We start from the raw sequence: 19,330 nt of genomic DNA, 5'->3' as shown, positions 1-19,330 counted from the left end.
TCTAATCATTCGCCCTCTGACTACGGATACGTTTGATCCCGATCGGCAGGAGAGATAATGCGAGACTGGTAAAGATAATCCGTTCGTATCGAATGTCAGAATATTCAAGTGTCCGTACCCCATCATCGCAGGCCGTGCATTCAATAATTTTTACATAGCTATCGGCATAGCAGATGAGGGCCAGCGCCAGAAAAAAGATAGAAACCGCCAGACCAGCGTATTTGATTTTCTCGGGCAATGTACATACTCGAAAAGCGTGATAACAAAATAATCCGATGAGCGCAAAGATTGCCAGATAATGCCATTCAAAAAACGAACGGAATATCTTGCCATGAAAACGGATGTGATTATCGGTAAAAAATGTAAAGAGATCGTGAATGAATCCCTTTATCCAAAACTCAGTCCAAATTCCCACGCCGAAGCCACCCAGCAAACCCAGTAGCGGAAACGTGATCTTCTTTATCATTGCCTGACGATCAATCTTGGGAGACTAAGGTTTAGGGTATGGCGGCTATACGATCGTCGCACGATCTCCGTCTTTTGCTTTGCGGACCCGCTCCGCATATCCTTCGAAGAAGTAGGGAATGTTGTCTTCTTTCCCGTTGGTCAACCGTCCGGCTACCTTATCAAAGACCACAATGGAAATTTCAAACCTGGGCTGACCGGTCACCAGGATGGGCTGCGCTCTTTGATCAAACCAAAAATATTTCCCGCCAAAATTTCTTCGGGCTACCTCAAAGATGTAAGAACCGACACTCGATACGATCCATTGCTGTTGGGCTTCTTCCATTTCCGGGTAGAAATCGGAAGCGTCTTCCAGGATAGTGTCCACAATTTGAAGGCTCCGCTCACTAAAATCCAACACTCCATATCTTCCTTTAAAATGATCAGCACACGCTTCTGCCGCGTCCGACATTTGCTGAGCGAATTCATCCAGGGTTTCCTTTTGCTCTGGAGTAGATTTTTTTGGTTGCTCTTCTTCCTCCTGTTTCTTTTTTCTATTGAAAAATCCCATTGCTGTTTTGTTTATCAGGCTCGTCCCGGGTGTTATACGGTCAAGGCAGATCCATGATTTATGTCCACCACTCCAACGGCAACTCAATATCATTCACCGAATTCACCACCAGATCCGGCTTAAACGCATACTTCTTCAATTCCTCATTCTTACTGATCCCCGACAGCACAAGAATGGTCCGATACCCCATCTGCACTCCACCCTGAATATCCGTATCCATCGTGTCACCGATCACCGTAGTATCCGCCGTCTCCAATCCAATATGTTTTCGCGAAGACCGCATCATCACGGGGCCGGGTTTACCCACCACGAAGGCCTTGATGCCGGTGGCTTCTTCGATCATAGCGGTGGTGGCGGCGATGCCCAGGTTGTTCCAGCCTTTCTTTTTTGGTGAGGGGTCGCGGTTGGTGGTGATGAACTTGGCGCCGGCCAGGATCATGTCCACGGCGCGCTGCACCATTTCGAGGGTGAAGTTGCGGCCTTCGCCGAGCACTACGAAATCGGGCTCGGTGTCCACCAGGGTAATGCCATGGTCGTGGAGGCTGCTGATGAGGCCGCCCTCGCCGAGTACGTAGGCCGTGCCCTTGGGTACCTGGCTCGCCAGGAATTTGGCAGTAGCCATCGCGCTGGTGTAGATATGGTTTTCAGTCACCTCGATGCCCAGTTTCCGCAACTTCCGCACCGCCTCCAGGGGGGTGCGCTGGCTGTTGTTGGTCATGAAGGTGAAGGGGATGTTTTCATTCAATAAACGGGTAATAAAGGTGTCGGCTCCCGGAATGAGGATATCCCCTCCGTAAATCACGCCATCCATATCGATCAATAAGCCTTTTGCCATAGTGTTTCGGGTTCTTTATTTTCAGAAACCAAAAGTTGAAGGTTATTTTAATGAAATTCAAATATCCACCGCCGGGTTTCTGATAAAAGCCTAAAAAATCGATTGCATCCTTTGTAGTTTCAAAAAAGAACCTGACTTTTATTTTCCAGACCCTCACAAAACCAACAGACTGACCTTCATTTGCCTCTTCCTGGAAGCGGCTGTGGAGGCGGAAACCTAACAATCATTCGCCTAAACATACCCTAAACCAAGATGCAGCAGCAATTACACACTATAGACTACATCGTCTTTCTCATCTATTTCGTCATCGTTTCATCCTACGGGTACTGGGTTTACAACCGCAAGAAGAAGGCCCTGCAAGATTCCAAAGATTTCTTCCTGGCCGAAGGGTCGCTCACCTGGTGGGCTATCGGTGCCTCGCTGATCGCCTCCAACATCTCGGCCGAGCAGTTTATCGGGCAGTCGGGATCCGGCTTCAAAATGGGTCTTGCCATCGCCACCTATGAATGGATGGCGGCCGCAACCCTGTTGGTCGTGGCCATTTTCTTTATGCCCATCTACCTCAAGAACAAGATCTACACCATGCCGCAGTTCCTCACGCAACGGTATAGCAGCACGGTGAGTACCATCATGGCCGTGTTCTGGCTCTTGCTGTATGTGATCGTGAACCTCACGTCGATCCTCTTTTTGGGCGCCCTGGCCATCAACACCATCTCGGGCATCAACTTCTGGGTGTGTATGGGCGGCCTGGCCCTCTTCGCCATCGTCATCACGCTCGGCGGGATGAAGGTGATCGGGTATACGGACGTGATCCAGGTGTTCTTCCTCATCCTTGGCGGGTTGGCCACAACGTATATGGCCCTCAACATGGTGTCGGAACATTTTGGCTCTTCGGGTGTGCTCAACGGATTCAGCCTCATGGTGGATCACGGCAACGATCACTTCCACATGCTCTTCAAGCAGGGTAATCCAAACTATCTCGACTTGCCGGGCTTATCGATATTGCTCGGCGGTATGTGGATTGTGAACCTCAACTATTGGGGCTGTAACCAATACATCACCCAGCGCGCACTCGGTGCCGATCTGCCCACCGCCCGCAACGGTATTTTGTTTGCCGCGTTCCTGAAGTTGTTGATGCCGGTCATCGTCGTGCTGCCGGGTATTGCCGCTTATGTGTTGTACAAGGAAGGCATGTTCCAAACGGAAATGCAAAGCAACGGCGCACTCAACCCCGACCGCGCTTACCCCATCCTCCTAAACCTGCTCCCCATCGGATTGAAGGGACTTTCGTTTGCCGCGCTTACGGCCGCCATTGTGGCGTCGCTGGCCGGCAAGGCAAACAGTATCTCCACCATCTTTACGCTGGACATCTATAAGAAATTTTTCAACCCCGCCGCGACCGAAAAGCATTTGGTGCATGTCGGTAAGATCGCCATCATGGTAGCCATGGGGTTGGCCATTGTCATTTCGCCCTTCATGGGCATCGACAAAAAAGGTGGCTTCCAGTTCATCCAGGAATACACCGGCTTTGTGTCGCCCGGTATCTTTGCCATTTTCATTTTAGGTTTCTTCTGGAAAAAGACCACGGCAAAAGCAGCGTTGGTAGCCGCCGTCATTGTGTTCCCGCTTTCGATGTTTCTGAAAGTGTTGCCGGGCTATGCAGACCTTTCGGCCCTCAGCAATTTTGGCCTCGCCGCCGTCAATGTTGATTCGGGCTTGTACGAGATCCCGTTCATCGACCGCATGGGCCTCGTGTTCCTGGTCGTTGTGGCGGTGATGGTGGTCGTGAGTTTGACCGACACGAAGGCAGAACCCAAAGGATTGGAAATCGACGCCGAAATGTTCAAGCCCAAGGGAGCTTTTGCCGTGGGCGCGGTGATCGTCTGCGGAATTCTCGCAGCGCTGTATACGATCTTCTGGTAGATTTTTTTTGATGGTGGAAGGAATGAAAATTCTTTGATCCACTTACGGTATAGGAAGCGTCTTGCTGTTCGACACGGCAAGACGCTTTTATTTTTTAAGGGTTGTTGAACAACTGCTAACGTTTTAAATTTTCTTTTCGATCGAAAGCAGGGCACACTGGTGAAACCGGAACACAGGGGTATCACAATTCTTCAAATCGATCATCTCACTTTGCTTCCCTACCGCGTCTCGTGTGATTACCTCTTCTTAATCTTCCCCTTTACGGTGTGATTCATTTCAAAGCGGATTTCCCAAGCTTTGATTATTAACAATTCATTAACAAAAAAACCTATGAGTAAAATTTTACTGTTAGCATGTTTGCTAGGCACGACCCTATTGGCGCGTGCCCAGGAACGCGTGGTGACGGGCAAGGTATCGTCTATGGAAGACGGCTCTGACTTGCCCGGCGTCAACGTGGTGTTGAAGGGAACTTCCTTTGGCACCGTCACGAATGCGGATGGGGTCTATCGGCTTTCCATCCCGGGTGCAGATGCAGGAGGAACCATCGTGTTCTCTTTCATCGGGCTGCAAACCCAGGAAGTCGCCATCGGCGACCGCTCGGTCATCGACATCCAACTTTCTGCGGACGTCACACAACTATCGGAAGTGGTAGTTACCGGCGTCGGCGTGGCCACCGACAAGCGACGTTTAGCCATCTCGGTGGAGTCGGTTTCGGGTGATCGCCTGCCGACGATTCCAACCGCGTCTATTGACCAAGCTTTGGTAGGAAAGATTGCCGGGGCGCAGATCATGTCGTCATCGGGTAACCCCGGGGCCCCGGTCAGTATCCAGTTGCGCGGCATCAACACGCTGTCGGGCGGAACACAGCCCCTCATCATGGTGGACGGTGTTGAAATGCGCTCCACCTCGCTCAACGCCCTTGACCTCAACAACGTGGAACGCATCGAAGTGGTGCAAGGCGCTTCGGCCGCCACGATCTATGGCGCGCAGGGCGCCAACGGCGTGATCCAGATCTTCACCAAAAAAGGAAAACAAGGCCCGATGCACATCGACGCCTCGGCCCGCACCAGTGTTGACCAGGTGCTGAACATCGGCAACCTGCATCAACCCTTCAATCACTCCTTCACCACCGACGCCAACGGTAACATTCTCGACAACAACGGTGGTTTGCTCACGCAAGACGACCTGGGCCTTTGGGGACAAGCCAACTGGGAGAACGGACCGGCTGCACAAAACAACAAACCCTATCAGAACAACACGAAATACCACGACCACATCGCCCAGTTGTTCCGCAATGTTCACACCTCCAACTATAACGTGGCGCTGTCCGGCGGAAAAGAGAACAGCGACTATGCTTTCTCGTTTTCCAAGCTCCGTCAGGAGTCTGTCGTGCAGGGTGTGTTGGACCGCACCAATTTCACGACAAACGTGGGTGTCGACATTTTGAAGAACCTGAAATTCCGGTCCACGACGCAACTGATCTATACCGACAACACGGTTAACCCGTATTACGTGAGCAATGCCCCGTTGTCGTCGGCCATGTATACCTACCCGTTTGCCGATCTGGACTACAAGGATACGGATGGAAATTATACCTATCAGTTTGGCGGCGCAGGAGCGAACAATTCGAATCCGAAATATTTCTTCCAGTATCAGAATTTCAAGAGCACGGTCATCGATGTGATCCCCACCCTAAACCTGCATTACACGCCCACCAAGATCTTCGAACTGGATTATAAATTGGGCTTGAACTATTCGGTAAACAATTTTGCACGCGAAACGCAGAACCAGACCGGAAATGCATCGTCCCTTGCCAACAACAGTTTTATTGGCGAATCGATTGGCGGCGGATTGAACAAATCGGTCACCAACAACTACAACATCAACTCGCTGGTGACGGGAACCATCAAGTTCGATTTTGACAAAGACCTGGGTTGGAAGATCCCGATCGCTTCCACCACGCAACTGGCTTTTGACTGGCGCAAGAGCAGCTTCCATCGCCAGTACCTGATCTACACCGGGCTGCCTTCCTATTCGAGCATCGATGACATCAACGGTGCGCAATCGTCGTCCAACAGCACCACGGAATACGAGGACCTTTTCATTACGTATGGATTTTTGTTGAACCAGCGGTTTGAATACAAAGAGATGGCCGGAGTTTCCGGCGGTTTCCGCTCCGACTACAGTTCTACCTACGGCGATGCCAAATCCCCCTTCACGTTCCCGCGCGGCGATGCCTACCTGCGGCTGTCAAAGCTCAACTTCTGGGACGGCATCTCCTCGGTCTTGCCGGAGTTCAAGATCCGGGCGGCCTTTGGTGAAGCGGGCATTCAGCCGGTAGGCTATACGTTGGATGCTTCGAAGGACCTTGCGGGCCCCGTACCCAATCACTACCTGCGCATCCCGTCATATAAAACCGGCACGGTCGACAACGGGTTTCTCATCTATAGCAATCCGACTTTTGCGAATGCAGGCTTGAAAGTGGAGCGCACCAAGGAATTTGAATACGGTTTCGATTTTGGCATTACGCCGACAAAGAACGGAGCATGGTTCAACTACATCGCCACCAACGTGTCTATCTGGAGCCGCAAAAGCACGGGCGTCGTCTGGCAACGGACACAACCGGTGTCGCAAGGTTCCGAGACCATTTGGGATAACTACATCGACCTGAAATCCCAAGGCGTGCAATTCAGCGTGGACATGGACGTGTATTCCGGCGATAACCTGAAATGGGATTTCGTGACCAACTTCGGAACGCAGTCCTCATCGCTCGACCGCACGGCCGACGGCAAAGACATCCCGCTGGTGTGGTCCAACGCCGCTACCTATACGTTGAAAGGTGGCGAGAAGATCGGAACGATCTATGGTTACAAAGCGCTGACCAGCATCGACCAAAAAGATAAGAACGGCGATCCGTATATCAACCCCGCCAACGCCGCCAACTATGAAGTGGTGAACGGCCGTGTGGTGGACAAGGCTGGCAAACGCGTGCAGTTCACCCCCGACAAGTATTTTTTGGGCAACACTACCCCCAAGTTCAACATGGCCTTCATCAACAATTTCTCGTACAAGAATTTCCTCACCTTCTCCTTCCAGATCGACTGGGTATACGGCGCAAAGACCTATAACCAAACCAAGGAGTGGATGTATTCCGAAGGCCTGCACGGCGACTACGACAAATCGCTCACCATCAATGGAGAGACCGGCGCATGGACGGCCTACTACAAAAGCTTCTATGATGCCTCCGAAAGCAACGGCACAAAAGATTACTTCCTGGAAAATTCATCGTTTGCCCGCTTGCGCAACCTGTCGGTCGGATTTGACTTCGCGAAGTTTTTTGACATGAAAGGGTTCACGCGTCTTCAGTTGGTCTTCACGGGAAGAAACCTGGCGACGATCACCAACTACACGGGCATGGATCCGGAAAGCAGCCAGAACACATCCGGTGGCGGAACCACTTCGGCATCGCCCCAGGTGGCCACACAACGCGGTCTTGATTTCTGGTCGTTCCCGAATTTCAAATCGTACCAGGTGGGGCTGAACGTTTCTTTTAACTAAGTAAATCACGATCGTATGAAACACAGAAAACTTTATATATCCCTTTGCCTTCTTTTGCTGGTGACACAAGCCTGCAAGAATGAGCTCACGGACGTGGTGAACAAGAACGAGCCGTTGGAGAATGCACTCTCTACGGAAGCCGGGCTGGTGGCCTATGCCAAAGGAGGAACCTACATCAACGGCATCGGCAGCTATTACGCTTCCGTCGACGACCAACTGGGTCCGCGTACGGGACGTAACCTGGGCTTCCTCACCGCGCAGATCTTCGGTCTGCACGATGCGATGGGCGACATCATCTACATCCCCTGGGGAAACCAGAGCTTCCGCTTCGCCAACAATCCCACCGACATCACCATCGATGACGGCACGGTGGTTCCCATGCCCATCGGCGTTTCTCAACCCTACGAGTTGAGACTGCGCAACGACCGCGCCTATGGCCCGGCCAACACCATGCTGATGGAATGGACCCAAATGTATTTTCTCAACAACGCCATGAACATCCTGCTGAAAAAAGTGGACGGTGCAGAATATAGCGGCGATGCAGTAAATAAAAAGCACACGTTGAAAGCCTGGGGCTATTGGTGGAAGGGCTATGCCTATTCGCGCATCGGCTCCATGTACGTGGCCGGTGTGATCAACGACGAGCCTAACCTTACCAACGGTGAGTTCAAAACAAACACAGAGATCATCGCCGAAGCCATGGCCAACTTCGACAAGGCCGAGACCGAATTGAACGCTATCACTGACCCCGGTGTTTCTGCCGATATTTTATCGGGGGCCATCCCGGGCTATTGCCAGCAAGGCAAAGGCGGCATCCCTTCGCCCGAGGCATGGATCCGTAACATCAATACCCTGCGCGCCAGAAACATCCTGGTGAACACCCGTGTGGCCGACATGACGGCTGCGCAATGGACGGCGATAGAAGGCTTCGTGGACAACGGCATCCAGGAAGACGACCCCGTGTTTATTGTGAAAACCACGGAAGACTTTAGCCGCTCCGTTGTCGATCCCAATTTTGGTTCCGTGGCCGGCTTGGCCGCCACCGAAGATGGTCAGACCTTTTATGTGAGCGAACGCCTCATCCAGGATTTTCGCGCCGACGACCAGCGCATGGCAAACAATTTTGATTTGCTGGAGTCACCCCAGGTGAACATGCGCGGCCGGGGCCTGGGCTACGGAACGCGTTACTACCTGATCGACGGCGGGAACAATATGCCCGGCGTGATCACCTACGTCCACACGCAGGAAACCGGCGTCGACGACATTTACCTGGCAGGCACCTACGAAGAGAACGAGTTGATCAAAGCGGAGGTGTTGATCCGGTCGGGTAATGTTGGTGGAGGAACGGCATTGATCGATGACGTACGCAATGATCAAGGCGCAGGCCTCGCTGCCATCGGCACGGTTACCCAGGCAGAGGCGCTGGAGGAACTGCGCAGCGAACGCCGGATCAGCCTGGTCTTCCGCGGCTTGTCCTTCTACGACGCCCGCCGCATGGGTATCACCGACGACAAGAGTGTGGGCGGTGGCAGAGCCAACGGTGTCATCCTGTCAAACTTCACGGGCAGCACGGTGGTGAATACCAAGGCGTTCATCAACTATAATTACCTGCCCTATTTTGATGTGCCCAAAAACGAAGTAGAGTATAACAACCCCGCATTGGGAAGTGCACCTGTAGTGGGTCCCGAATAAGGGCCTTAAGCTTTAATCAACTTTACCCCCGAAAATGTCCCGGAACCCCTGGTTTGCGGGACATTTTTTTTGAGAACAAATTCCTGCGGATGCCGTAACTTTAGGGTATGAACCGCATCGACCGACTCACCGCCATCCTCGTACAGCTCCAATCCAAACGCGTGGTCAAGGCCGAGGAAATCGCCGACCGTTTCGAGATCAGCCTGCGCACCGTCTACCGCGATGTGAAGGCCTTGATGGAAGCCGGCGTGCCCATCGGGTCGGAAGCCGGCAAGGGATACTTTATTGTGGATGGTTATCATTTGCCACCGGTCATGTTCACCCAAGACGAAGCCAGTGCCATGTTGCTGGCGGGGAAACTGGTAGAAAAAATGACCGACAAATCGATCCGGCAAGCGTTTGAATCTTCCCTGCTAAAGATCAAAGCCGTGATGAACGAATCGGACAAAGACCTCCTCGAGGACCTGCATTCGCATATCGAAGTGCGCCGCATGCCGATGGACGAGCATCAATTCCCCAACGATTTTCTCTCCGGCATTCAACGGGCCGTCGTCGCGAAAGACGTGGTCCGCATAGAATATTTCAGCAGCTACAACGAGCAATCAACCCAACGCGACGTAGAACCGATCGGCCTGGTATTTTACAGTGCCGCCTGGCACCTCATCGCCTGGTGCCGCCTGCGCAATGGCTACCGCGACTTTCGCGCCGACCGCATCAAGAACCTATCGACGCCCGGCATAAAATTCGACGGCCGGAATTTGTTAAGCCTGCAGGAATATCTCGCCTCCATGATGCAAGGCAATCAGGAGCTGCAGAAGATCATCGTCTCCTTTGATCAGCCCACGGCACGCTACGTGCAGCACACAAAATATTTTTATGGTTTTGTCTCCGAAGAAAACCTCGACACCAAAGTGCGCATGACCTTCCTCATCGGCTACGTTAAGCCCTTCTGCAAATGGCTCCTCAGCTACGGCGCCGCCGTTGATATTGACTACCCCGAAACCGCAAAAGAAATCATGCTCGACCTCGTAGAAGAACTCACGAACCACTACGCCCGCGAAACGGTCTAAAACGCCTGCCCGCCGACTTGCCCGTCGTAGCCTTTTGCGAAGACGGGGGCTTCAGCAAAGGAGCGAATGTGAGTCAGTTCAAAATGATTTCTTACAAATAGCTCAACCACCAATCTTTATGGGTGCTTTTGTACCGGTTATACCAAGTACATACCGGGAACAGCACTAACACAATCCCCGCCCACACCACATACACCCAAAACAACGTCACTCCCGACCCCGCCGTCACGCCCCCAAACCCTTTCGCAAAATGAAAATCGATCGATGCGAAAGGAGTCCCATTCCCGATCCTATACAACAATGCGCAAACATGGATCAAATAAAAATGCACAATGAAATAAAACAACGGCACCCGCCCATACACCAAAAAAGAAGATCCCTGCTCACCCTTCAGCCGCTCCAACGCCGCCAATAACAGCAACGTATTGCCCAGGATCATCAACGTAAACAACAACGACACGGGATATTTCGTCGTGTTCAGAAAGCTCATTACCGTATACAACGCATTCTTCTGCACACTCCACGGTGCAGGGTCACCATAAATATTGATGAAGCGCAGCACCACGAAAAGCGCCAGCGCGATAAGGCCCGATCTGACCAACCAAGTCCTGCGCTTCCCGGCATCATATCCCTTTGTATACCACATGCCCATGCCATACCCCGTCAACATAATACCGAGCCAAGGCAACATCGGGTAGGGGACCGCCACGGCGCTTTGAGGCGTGATCTGGAAAAAGCCAACCTGTGCGAACAATGCCCAAAGCGGAAACAAGGGATTCTGCTGCGGAACGGAAACCATGTCCAGCAAATTATGCCCAAACACGATCACCAATCCGAGGATGAAGACGACACGCTCCTTCAAGAACACAAGTCCCGAAAGCACCACCATCGAGGCGCCGATGGCCCAGATCACCTGCATCAACGTGAAGTCATAATAGAGATTGAAAAGCAACCCGAAGCGCACCACCGTCACCTCCAGAAAGATGAGCCACAACCCCCGCGATAACAGGAATTTGCTCAATCCTTTTGTGCCTTTGCCTTGCAAACTGATGCGCGCCGACATGCCCGAAAGAAACACAAACGTGGGTGCACAGAAATGCGTGATCCACCGCGTGAAGAACAGCGCCGGTGAAGTCTTGGTCAGATCCAAAGGGTCGAAGAGAAAAGCGTCGATGTGGAAAAAGTCGCGCGTGTGGTCCAGGGCCATCACGACCATGACGATGCCACGCATCATGTCGATGGAAGAAATACGGGGTTTTTCAACGAGCACGGTGGCAGGAGCGGCAGTCGTCATAATTTTTTTTGAGTAGGTTTAGACAGTCTGAAATTTACGATCTTTGCACAATGGCAAGTGAAGATAAGGCTTTCGACCGGGAGAAATTCTATCAGCAGGCAAAAAACCGGGCGGTGGAAAATAAAAAATTCCTGGAGCGCGTAAAAAAGATGGACCCCCGCAAAGTGGATGATGCCTTTCACACCACCCACGAAGCGGTGTTCGAAGAAATGGATTGCCTCACGTGCGCCAACTGCTGCAAGACCACATCGCCTATTTTTTATCAGACCGACATCGAGCGCGTTGCCAAAGCCCTGCGCATGAAACCCGGCGACTTTGTTGAACAATACCTGCGCATCGACGAAGACCGCGACTACGTGCTCAAGTCCTCGCCCTGTCCCTTCCTCGGCGACGACAACTATTGCAGTGTCTACGAAGCCCGCCCCAAAGCTTGCCGTGAATACCCACACACCGACCGGAAAAAAATGGTACAGGTCACCGGGCTGGCCTATAAGAACACCCAGGTTTGTCCCGCCGTGTTGGAGATCGTAGAACGCCTCAAAAAAATTCTGTAGAAAACATCCGGAAGAGGCTGTCGCGGCCGTTATGTTTCTTCCAATACCTTTGTATTTTTGATTCACAGACAATCTCACAACATGCGAAAGATCTCCCTGCTCTTCACCTTGCTGCTGGCCGCAGCGACCACCCAAGCCCAACTCCGCCTGGCCGCCATCTTCGACGATCACATGGTGCTGCAACAACAATCACCGACGCCCATCTGGGGCTGGTCCTATTCCACGCAAGACATCACCATCCAGGTGAGCTGGGATACGACCACCGTAAAAGTGAAAACCGACAACACTGCCTTCTGGGGCACAACGCTATTCACACCCGTCGCCGGCGGCCCCCATACGATCACCGTGAAAGCAGGCGGTGAAACCATCACGCTCAAAGACGTGATGACCGGTGAAGTGTGGCTTTGCGCGGGACAATCCAACATGGAGTGGAGCATGAATGCTTCCCTCGACGGAAAGAACGACATCGACAAAGTGAACGACCTCAACATCCGCCTGTTCGACGTCCCCAACTCGGCCGCTATGACACCGCAGGTGAGGGGCGAGGGCGAATGGAAAGTGGCCAACCCCGAAAACGTGAAGTCCTTTAGCGCCGTGGCGTATTACTTTGGAAAGAAATTGAACACCAGCCTGAACGTTCCCATCGGTCTCATCAACGCCAGCTGGGGCGGCACGCCCGCCGAAACCTGGACACCCCGCGAAAGCATCGAAGGCAACCCGAAGCTACTGGAAGCCTCCAAGAAACAAGTAGACGACAGGCCCTGGTGCCCCTCGTCGCCTGCCGTCGTCTATAATTCCATGATCAATCCCATGCTGCCCTTCCGCATTGCGGGAGCGTTGTGGTACCAGGGCGAAGCCAATACGGCCGCACCGGCAACCTACAAGCTGCTGATGGAAACGATGATCACCGATTGGCGCAAACATTTCCTGCATGACTTCCCGTTCTACTACGTGCAGATCGCGCCCTATGCCGGCTATGGCGAAGTGGAGAAGGGAACGCTCGTCCGCGAGCAAGAAGTCAAAATGCTCGACATCGCCAAGACCGGTATGGTGGTGGTCTCCGACCTGGTGGAAGATGTAAACGACATCCATCCCAAATACAAGAAACCCGTAGGCGAGCGCCTCGCCAACCTGGCGCTATCCGACACCTATGGCAAAAAAGGGATCACCTATCTGAACCCACTGTATAAAGAGATGAAAGTGGAGAAGGCCAAGATCCGCCTATCGTTCAACAACATTCCCACCGGCCTGATGGCAAAGAGTGGCTCGCCAACCGAGTTCACCATCGCCGGGGAGGATAAAGTCTTCTACCCGGCAAAAGCCGTCATCGATGGAAACACGGTGGTGGTATCGGCCAAAGAAGTGAAGAAGCCGGCGGCCGTCCGGTTTGGATGGAAGAACGGCTCCATCCCTAATCTCTTTAGCAAAGAAGGTCTGCCCGTGTCCAGCTTCCGCACCGACGACTGGGTCATTGAAGTGAAATAAAATACAGGTCGGCCGAAAGGCAACCAAATAAAAAGAGGCTGGTTCATCACCAGCCTCTTTTTTATTTCGAGGGACTAGAATACCCTGTTATGATCAGGCAACCTGTGCTGCGATCTTTTGATTCAATACCGATTTGGGTACAGCGCCAACTTGTTTGTCAACGATTTGGCCGCCTTTAAAAATCAACAAGGTGGGGATGCTGCGCACACCGAAACGGGCGGTTACTTCGTGGTTGTCGTCGACATTCAATTTGCCGATTACCGCTTTACCTTCGTAGTCGTTGGCAAGCTCTTCTACAACCGGGCCGATCATTTTACAAGGACCGCACCATTCTGCCCAAAAGTCTACCAGTACAGGCTTATCAGAGTTGATGATCTGATCAAAGTTAGCATCGTTAAGTTCAATTGCTTTTCCCATGTGAGTATATGTTATAAGTTCTTTTTATGCTTTCAAAAGGACCAACGCAAAGGTATAGCTTTTAGTTCAGAGTTCTATGAAGCCCTGGCAGCCGGCAGCACCTTTGTACCTAAAACATCACTTCTACCTCGATTTCACCCGCTTTTTTCATTTCCCGTACCATGTCATTGATCGGGTTGACGCGGAATTTGCGGCAAAGCAGGTCTAGGTTGATGTTTTCCTGGAGGTCGTGGATCTTCAGGTACAGCGGGGTGTTGCCCGAATACTCTCCGCAAACGCCTTCGATGATGCCGATCATGCCCGGGGTGATATCGTTGGCGTTGATCCGGAGCTTCACGCCCTTGCTGCGCTTGATGCCGAGCTCGTTGAGCAGGTCCATGTTCCGGATCTTGAACTCCAGGTTTTGCTGTCCCCACGAGTTGCGCACCACGGCGCCCTCCACAAAGAGGAACCAGCCCACCGTCATGAAGGTCTTGAACTTGAGATAGTCCTCGCCAAAGAGCGTGAACGTGAAGTTGCCGGTGTAGTCTTCTAGCGTGAACTTGCCGAAGGGCTTGCCGGTCTTCGTGGTCCGGTGTTCCACCCCGGAAACGATGCCTCCTAACTTGACCTCGCGTCCCTGCATGGCTTCCAGCTCGGTCAGCTCGCTGCACCGCGTCTTGCAGAAGGCGTCCATCTCGAACTTGAAGTTGTCCAGGGGGTGGCCCGAAATGTAGATGCCCACCACCTCTTTCTCCAGGTTCAACTTTTCGATCTCGCTGAAAGGCTCCACATAGTCGATGCGGGGCTTTGGCATGACCGTGCCCGAGCTTCCGCCGAAGAGACTGGCCTGGTTGCTTTGTTCTTCTTGTTGGGTCTTGGCGGCATACTTGATGGCCTTCTCCAGCAAGCTCACTTCGCCGTCTTTGGCAAACACATATTGCCGGCGGTGAATGCTGGCAAAACAATCGAACGCACCCGACAAGGCCAGGCACTCATAGGTCTTCTTGTTCACTGCGCGTTGATTCATCCGCTTGGCAAACTCGAAAATATCTTCAAAGGGACCGTTGGCTTCGCGCTCGTGGATGATCGCTTCCACCGCAGCATCACCGGCTCCCTTGATGGCGCCCAGCCCAAACCGGATCTCACCATCTTTGTTCACTTCAAAATAAACACCCGACTCGTTCACGTGCGGGCCCAACACTTTGATGCCTAAGCTGCGGCATTCCTCGATAAAGAACGTAACGCTTTCCAGGTTGCTTTGTGAGTGGGTCAATACCGCTGCCATGTATTCGGCGGGGTAGTTGGCTTTCAGGTATGCGGTGTGATAGGCTACCAGTGAATAACACGTGGAGTGCGATTTGTTAAAGGCATATTGCGCGAAGGCCTCCCAGTCGGTCCACACTTTTTCGCAGGTGTCCTGGGCGTGGCCGTTCTTCTCGGCACCCTTGATGAATTTGTCTTTCATCTTGTCCAGCACGGCCTTTTGCTTTTTACCCATGGCTTTCCGCAACACGTCGGCGTCGCCCTTGCTAAAGCCGGCAAGCTTTTGGGAAAGCAACATCACCTGCTCCTGGTAGACCGTGATGCCATAGGTTTCATGCAGAAATTCCTCCATGGCCTGCAAGTCGTATTTGATCGCCTCTTGTCCGTGCTTCCGCTTGATGAAGGCAGGGATGTATTCCATGGGGCCTGGTCGGTACAAGGCGTTCATGGCGATGAGGTCTTCAAACTTATCGGGCTTCAGTTGGCGCAGATATTTCTGCATGCCCACACTTTCAAACTGGAACGTGCCGGTGGTTTCGCCGCGTTGAAAAAGCTGGTAGGTCTTCAAATCATCCAGCGGCACATCGTCGATAACGATGTCGATGCCGTGACTTTTCTTGATGTTGCGCAGGGCCGAGTTGATGATCGACAACGTGGTAAGCCCCAGGAAGTCCATCTTCAACATGCCGGCGCTTTCCACCACGCTGTTGTCGAACTGGGTCACGAGCATGTCGGAGTCGCGCGCCGTAGACACGGGCACAAACTTGGTGAGGTCGTCGGGGGTGATGATGACCCCGCAGGCATGGGTTCCCGTGTTGCGCACCGAGCCTTCGAGGATCACGGCTTGTTGCAGCACCTGTGCTTTCAAGTCGGTTCCCTTCTTGATGTCGGAAAGCTCTTTCACTTCCTGGAAGGCGTCATCGAGGGAAGTACCCGGTTTCTCGGGGATCATCTTTGCCAGGAAGGTGGCATCCGCCAAGGGCAGTTCCATCACCCGGGCGCAGTCGCGTATGGACGACTTCGCGGCCATCGTGCCATAGGTCACGATCTGGGCCACTTGGTTTTTGCCATATTTGTCGATCACATATTTCAACACGCGATCGCGTCCTTCATCGTCGAAGTCAATATCAATATCGGGCAGCGATACGCGGTCGGGGTTTAGGAAACGCTCGAACAGCAGATCGTACTTGATGGGATCGACGTTGGTGATCCCGATGCAATACGCCACCGCCGAACCGGCAGCCGAACCCCGTCCCGGACCAACGGACACACCGATCTCCCGTGCCTTGGATGTAAAGTCTTGTACGATGAGGAAGTAGCCGGGGTATCCTGTTTTCTGGATCGTGTCCAACTCAAAATCCAACCGCTCGCGAATGGCGGGCGTGATCTCTGCATAGCGCTTGGCCGCACCGATGTAGGTGAGGTGCCGCAGGTATTCATCTTCCGTGTTGAAATCGGGTGGAATGTCAAACTTGGGCAGCAACACATTCCGCTCCAGCGTATAGCCTTCGATCTTGTCGAGGATCTCGCTGATGGTCTCCACGGCTTCGGGCATGTCGCGGAAGATGGACTTCATGTCGTCCTGCGATTTGAAATAATATTCGGTGTTGGCCAATCCATACCGGTGGCCGCGACCATAGCCGATGGGAGTGGACTTGAATTCGCCTTCCTTGATACACAACAAAACGTCGTGAGCGTTCGCTTCTTCTTTTTGCAGGTAGAACGCTTCGTTGGCCGCAAAATATTTCACGCCGTATTTCGCCGCAAAGCGCAATAAGGTTTCGTTCACGTGATCTTCCTGCGGGATGCCGTGACGGTTCAATTCGATGTAGAAGTCGTCACCAAAAAGTCCGTGCCACCATTTGAAAGCTTCCTCCGCCTGCTTTTCGCCGACGTTAAGAATCAGATAAGGCACTTCACTGGAAAGTGACCCGGTCGTGGCGATCAGATCTTGTTTATACGCTTCGATCAACGCCTTGTCGATGCGGGGGTAAATGCCGTATAGCCCCTCCGTGAAACCGAGGGAACTGAGTTTTGCCAGGTTGTGATAGCCGTTTTTATTTTTGGCCAGCAACACCTGGTTGTAGCGCTTGTCGGGATTGTCTTTTGTGAATTTCAGTTTCAACCGCTCGTCGGCCACATAGAACTCGCAGCCTACGATGGGCTTCAGGTCATTGTTCAATGCTTCGCGCACGAACTTGAAGGCGCCATACATGTTGCCCAGGTCGGTCAGCGCAATGGCCGGCATGTTCAATGCCTTGGCTTTGCTCACCATCGACTTGATGTCGGGTGTGGCTTGCAGCACCGAGAACTGGGAGTGGGCGTGGAGGTGAACAAAAGGTTTGTCCGTGAGGACTGTGACTTTGTCGGTGAGCGAATAGTCGGCCGCTTTTTTCTTTTCGCGCTTGGCAAAATTGGCGGCGTCCAGGTTCGGTTCTTCGTAGGTGATTTCCTCGAACGGCGTTTCATCAAACGGCTTGACCACTTTCTGTTTGACCAGCCCGAAGAAGCTTCGCGCGGTGGCGGCCACGTCGTAGGACGCATCGTGCGCATCGCCAAAGTCGCGGTTGAAGAGTTTCTTGTGCAGCTCAAGCAGGGTGGGCATCTTCAATTTGCCCCCCAGGCCACCCGATAGCTGGCAGAACTCGGTCGACGAAATGCCGGTGTCCAGCTTGGCCAGGTTCAGGAAGCGGTCGGTGTTCAACTGCTGGCGGATAAATTCTGCGCCAATGATGTTGATGTCGAACTCTATATTATGACCCACCAATTGACTGGTGCCCTCGAGGTCCTTCACAAAGGTGTCGAGCACCACGCGCAGGTCGTGGCCTTCTTCCAACGCACGTTTGGTGGAAATGCCGTGAATTTGCTCGGCGTTGTAGGGAATGTCGAAGCCGTCGGGCTTCACCAGGTAGTTGTGTTGGGCGATGAGCTTGCCGCGATGGTCGTGTAATTGCCATGCCAACTGCACCAGCCGGGGCCAGTTGTCGAGGTCCGTAATGGGCGCGGTTTTATTGCGTGGCAGACCGGTGGTCTCCGTGTCGAATATTAAATACATGAAGTCGAAAAAATGTAGTGGTGACGTAAATGTACACCATCATTTCAATTGTAACAGCGGGATTTTAGTTCTGTGGGCGGCAAACATGAGCTTCCAGAAATGGGAAATCGATACAATTTTGATTCTTAAATCTGAATAGCCCTCTCAACCAAACTATGCTAAAGAGTTGATATTCAATGGATATTGAAGTAGGGCCTGATATTTGGCATAGGGTAGAAAATTGTTTTTTAAAGCTATGAAACGCTTGTTCTCTTGGATTGTGAATTTTGTGCGGAAAGAATGGTTCTTACTGATCGCCGTCGTTGCCATTTCCATCATTATCCTCCTGTTTGAGCTTCTCTGATCGGCGTCTTCCCTTACGTAGAAAGGTTTATTTAGAATTTTTATAAAGTGAGGTTGGTCTTGGTGGAATAGGGTTTGCGAAGTAATTTTGACCACATCAAAATTTTTCGACAACTACATCCTATGAATTGGTTTACCAACCTTCTGACCAGCACGCTGGGCAGAAAACTTCTGATGGCCCTCACCGGTCTCTTTCTAATTCTCTTTCTCGTCGTTCACCTCATCGGAAATCTTCAACTCTTAAAGCATGACGACGGCCATGCGTTTAATGTCTATGCTCAATTCATGACCAGCAATCCGCTGATCAAGATCGTCTCTTATGTCAACTATACCATCATCCTGGTCCACATCGCTTGGGCCATCCTGCTCACCTCGCACAACCGAAAGGCACGCGGCAGCGAAGGCTATGCAGTAAGTAAAAACTCTTCCGCCTGGACTTCCCGGAATATGGGAATTTTAGGTAGCATCATCTTTATCTTCCTGGTGATTCACCTGAAAGGCTTCTGGTATGAAATGCACTGGGGAGGAATTCAAACGGTCGACTACGAAGGCAAAACCGTAAAGAATTTGTATTTAGTTGTCGCCGCAGCCTATGCTCAATTCTGGTACGCGGCCCTCTATGTGGTCTCTATGCTGATCCTGGGCTTTCACTTGTGGCACGGCTTCGCCAGCGCGTTCCAAACGCTGGGCTTGAATCACCCGAAATACAACCCCATTATCCGTTTTGTGGGAAGAGCCTTCGCCATCGTCGTGCCCGTACTGTTTGCGTTGATCCCCATTTGGATGTATCTGAACCAAGACATTTATAACAAATAGCAATTAGCCGGACCTTTAGCCGTGGTCCC

13 protein-coding genes are annotated in these 19,330 nt (G+C 52.3%); 7 read left to right on the top strand and 6 right to left on the bottom strand.

Annotated features, from left to right (window positions below):
• Position 1: 1 nt before the first annotated feature.
• Genes D4L85_RS32435 through D4L85_RS32425 form a run of 3 tightly spaced genes read right to left on the bottom strand, consistent with a single transcriptional unit; the run spans position 2 to position 1,850 of the window.
• Positions 2–466, bottom strand: a complete 465-nt coding sequence (locus D4L85_RS32435) for a hypothetical protein (protein ID WP_119758256.1) — start codon at positions 464–466, stop codon at positions 2–4.
• Between the two features lie 45 nt (positions 467–511).
• The gene (locus tag D4L85_RS32430) at positions 512–1,015 is read right to left on the bottom strand and encodes a hypothetical protein (protein WP_119758255.1); all 504 of its coding nucleotides are present in this window, start codon (positions 1,013–1,015) and stop codon (positions 512–514) included.
• A 58-nt stretch (positions 1,016–1,073) separates the two neighbouring features.
• Positions 1,074–1,850: an HAD-IIA family hydrolase gene (locus D4L85_RS32425; protein WP_119758254.1), complete on the bottom strand. Its 777-nt coding sequence runs from the start codon at positions 1,848–1,850 to the stop codon at positions 1,074–1,076.
• A 252-nt stretch (positions 1,851–2,102) separates the two neighbouring features.
• Between D4L85_RS32425 and D4L85_RS32420 the strand changes: the two genes are divergently transcribed.
• The 4 genes from D4L85_RS32420 (at position 2,103) to D4L85_RS32405 (ending at position 10,093) form a co-directional block, all read left to right on the top strand.
• Entirely contained in the window at positions 2,103–3,773 is a 1,671-nt protein-coding gene (locus D4L85_RS32420; protein WP_119758253.1) for a sodium/sugar symporter, read from the top strand.
• 330 nt (positions 3,774–4,103) lie between these two features.
• Positions 4,104–7,331 carry a SusC/RagA family TonB-linked outer membrane protein gene (locus D4L85_RS32415; protein ID WP_119758252.1) on the top strand — a complete coding sequence of 1,076 codons (3,228 nt, stop codon included), beginning with the start codon at positions 4,104–4,106 and terminating at the stop codon, positions 7,329–7,331.
• A gap of 15 nt (positions 7,332–7,346) precedes the next feature.
• Complete coding sequence (locus tag D4L85_RS32410; protein WP_119758251.1) at positions 7,347–9,023, top strand: RagB/SusD family nutrient uptake outer membrane protein; 1,677 nt, start codon at positions 7,347–7,349, stop codon at positions 9,021–9,023.
• 107 nt (positions 9,024–9,130) lie between these two features.
• Positions 9,131–10,093 carry a helix-turn-helix transcriptional regulator gene (locus D4L85_RS32405; RefSeq protein ID WP_119758250.1) on the top strand — a complete coding sequence of 321 codons (963 nt, stop codon included), beginning with the start codon at positions 9,131–9,133 and terminating at the stop codon, positions 10,091–10,093.
• Between the two features lie 91 nt (positions 10,094–10,184).
• Here the strand turns inward: D4L85_RS32405 and D4L85_RS32400 are convergent, their stop codons facing one another.
• A complete protein-coding gene (locus tag D4L85_RS32400) occupies positions 10,185–11,387 on the bottom strand; it encodes an acetyltransferase domain-containing protein (RefSeq protein ID WP_119758249.1) in 1,203 nt (400 codons plus the stop codon).
• A 50-nt stretch (positions 11,388–11,437) separates the two neighbouring features.
• On the opposite strand from D4L85_RS32400, the gene D4L85_RS32395 reads away from it, so the two are divergent.
• Positions 11,438–11,941, top strand: coding sequence for a YkgJ family cysteine cluster protein (locus D4L85_RS32395; RefSeq protein ID WP_119758248.1), 504 nt, complete (start codon positions 11,438–11,440; stop codon positions 11,939–11,941).
• Positions 11,942–12,022: 81 nt separating this feature from the next.
• The gene (locus D4L85_RS32390; protein ID WP_119758247.1) at positions 12,023–13,426 is read left to right on the top strand and encodes a sialate O-acetylesterase; all 1,404 of its coding nucleotides are present in this window, start codon (positions 12,023–12,025) and stop codon (positions 13,424–13,426) included.
• A 93-nt stretch (positions 13,427–13,519) separates the two neighbouring features.
• On the opposite strand, the gene trxA is transcribed toward D4L85_RS32390, so the two are convergent.
• Entirely contained in the window at positions 13,520–13,843 is a 324-nt protein-coding gene (gene trxA / locus D4L85_RS32385) for a thioredoxin (protein ID WP_119758246.1), read from the bottom strand.
• 109 nt (positions 13,844–13,952) lie between these two features.
• Positions 13,953–18,143 (bottom strand): DNA polymerase III subunit alpha, encoded by a 4,191-nt coding sequence (dnaE, locus tag D4L85_RS32380; protein WP_119758245.1) that lies wholly within the window; start codon positions 18,141–18,143, stop codon positions 13,953–13,955.
• 465 nt (positions 18,144–18,608) lie between these two features.
• Here dnaE and D4L85_RS32375 point away from each other — a divergent pair, with 465 nt between their 5' ends.
• Complete coding sequence (locus D4L85_RS32375) at positions 18,609–19,301, top strand: succinate dehydrogenase cytochrome b subunit (protein ID WP_119758244.1); 693 nt, start codon at positions 18,609–18,611, stop codon at positions 19,299–19,301.
• Positions 19,302–19,330: the final 29 nt, after the last annotated feature.

The organism is Chryseolinea soli, assembly GCF_003589925.1.
GTDB classification, from domain to species: Bacteria; Bacteroidota; Bacteroidia; order Cytophagales; family Cyclobacteriaceae; genus Chryseolinea; species Chryseolinea soli.
The sequence above is the reverse complement of the archived record's forward strand: the minus strand, read 5'-3'. Positions and strand labels throughout refer to the sequence as shown.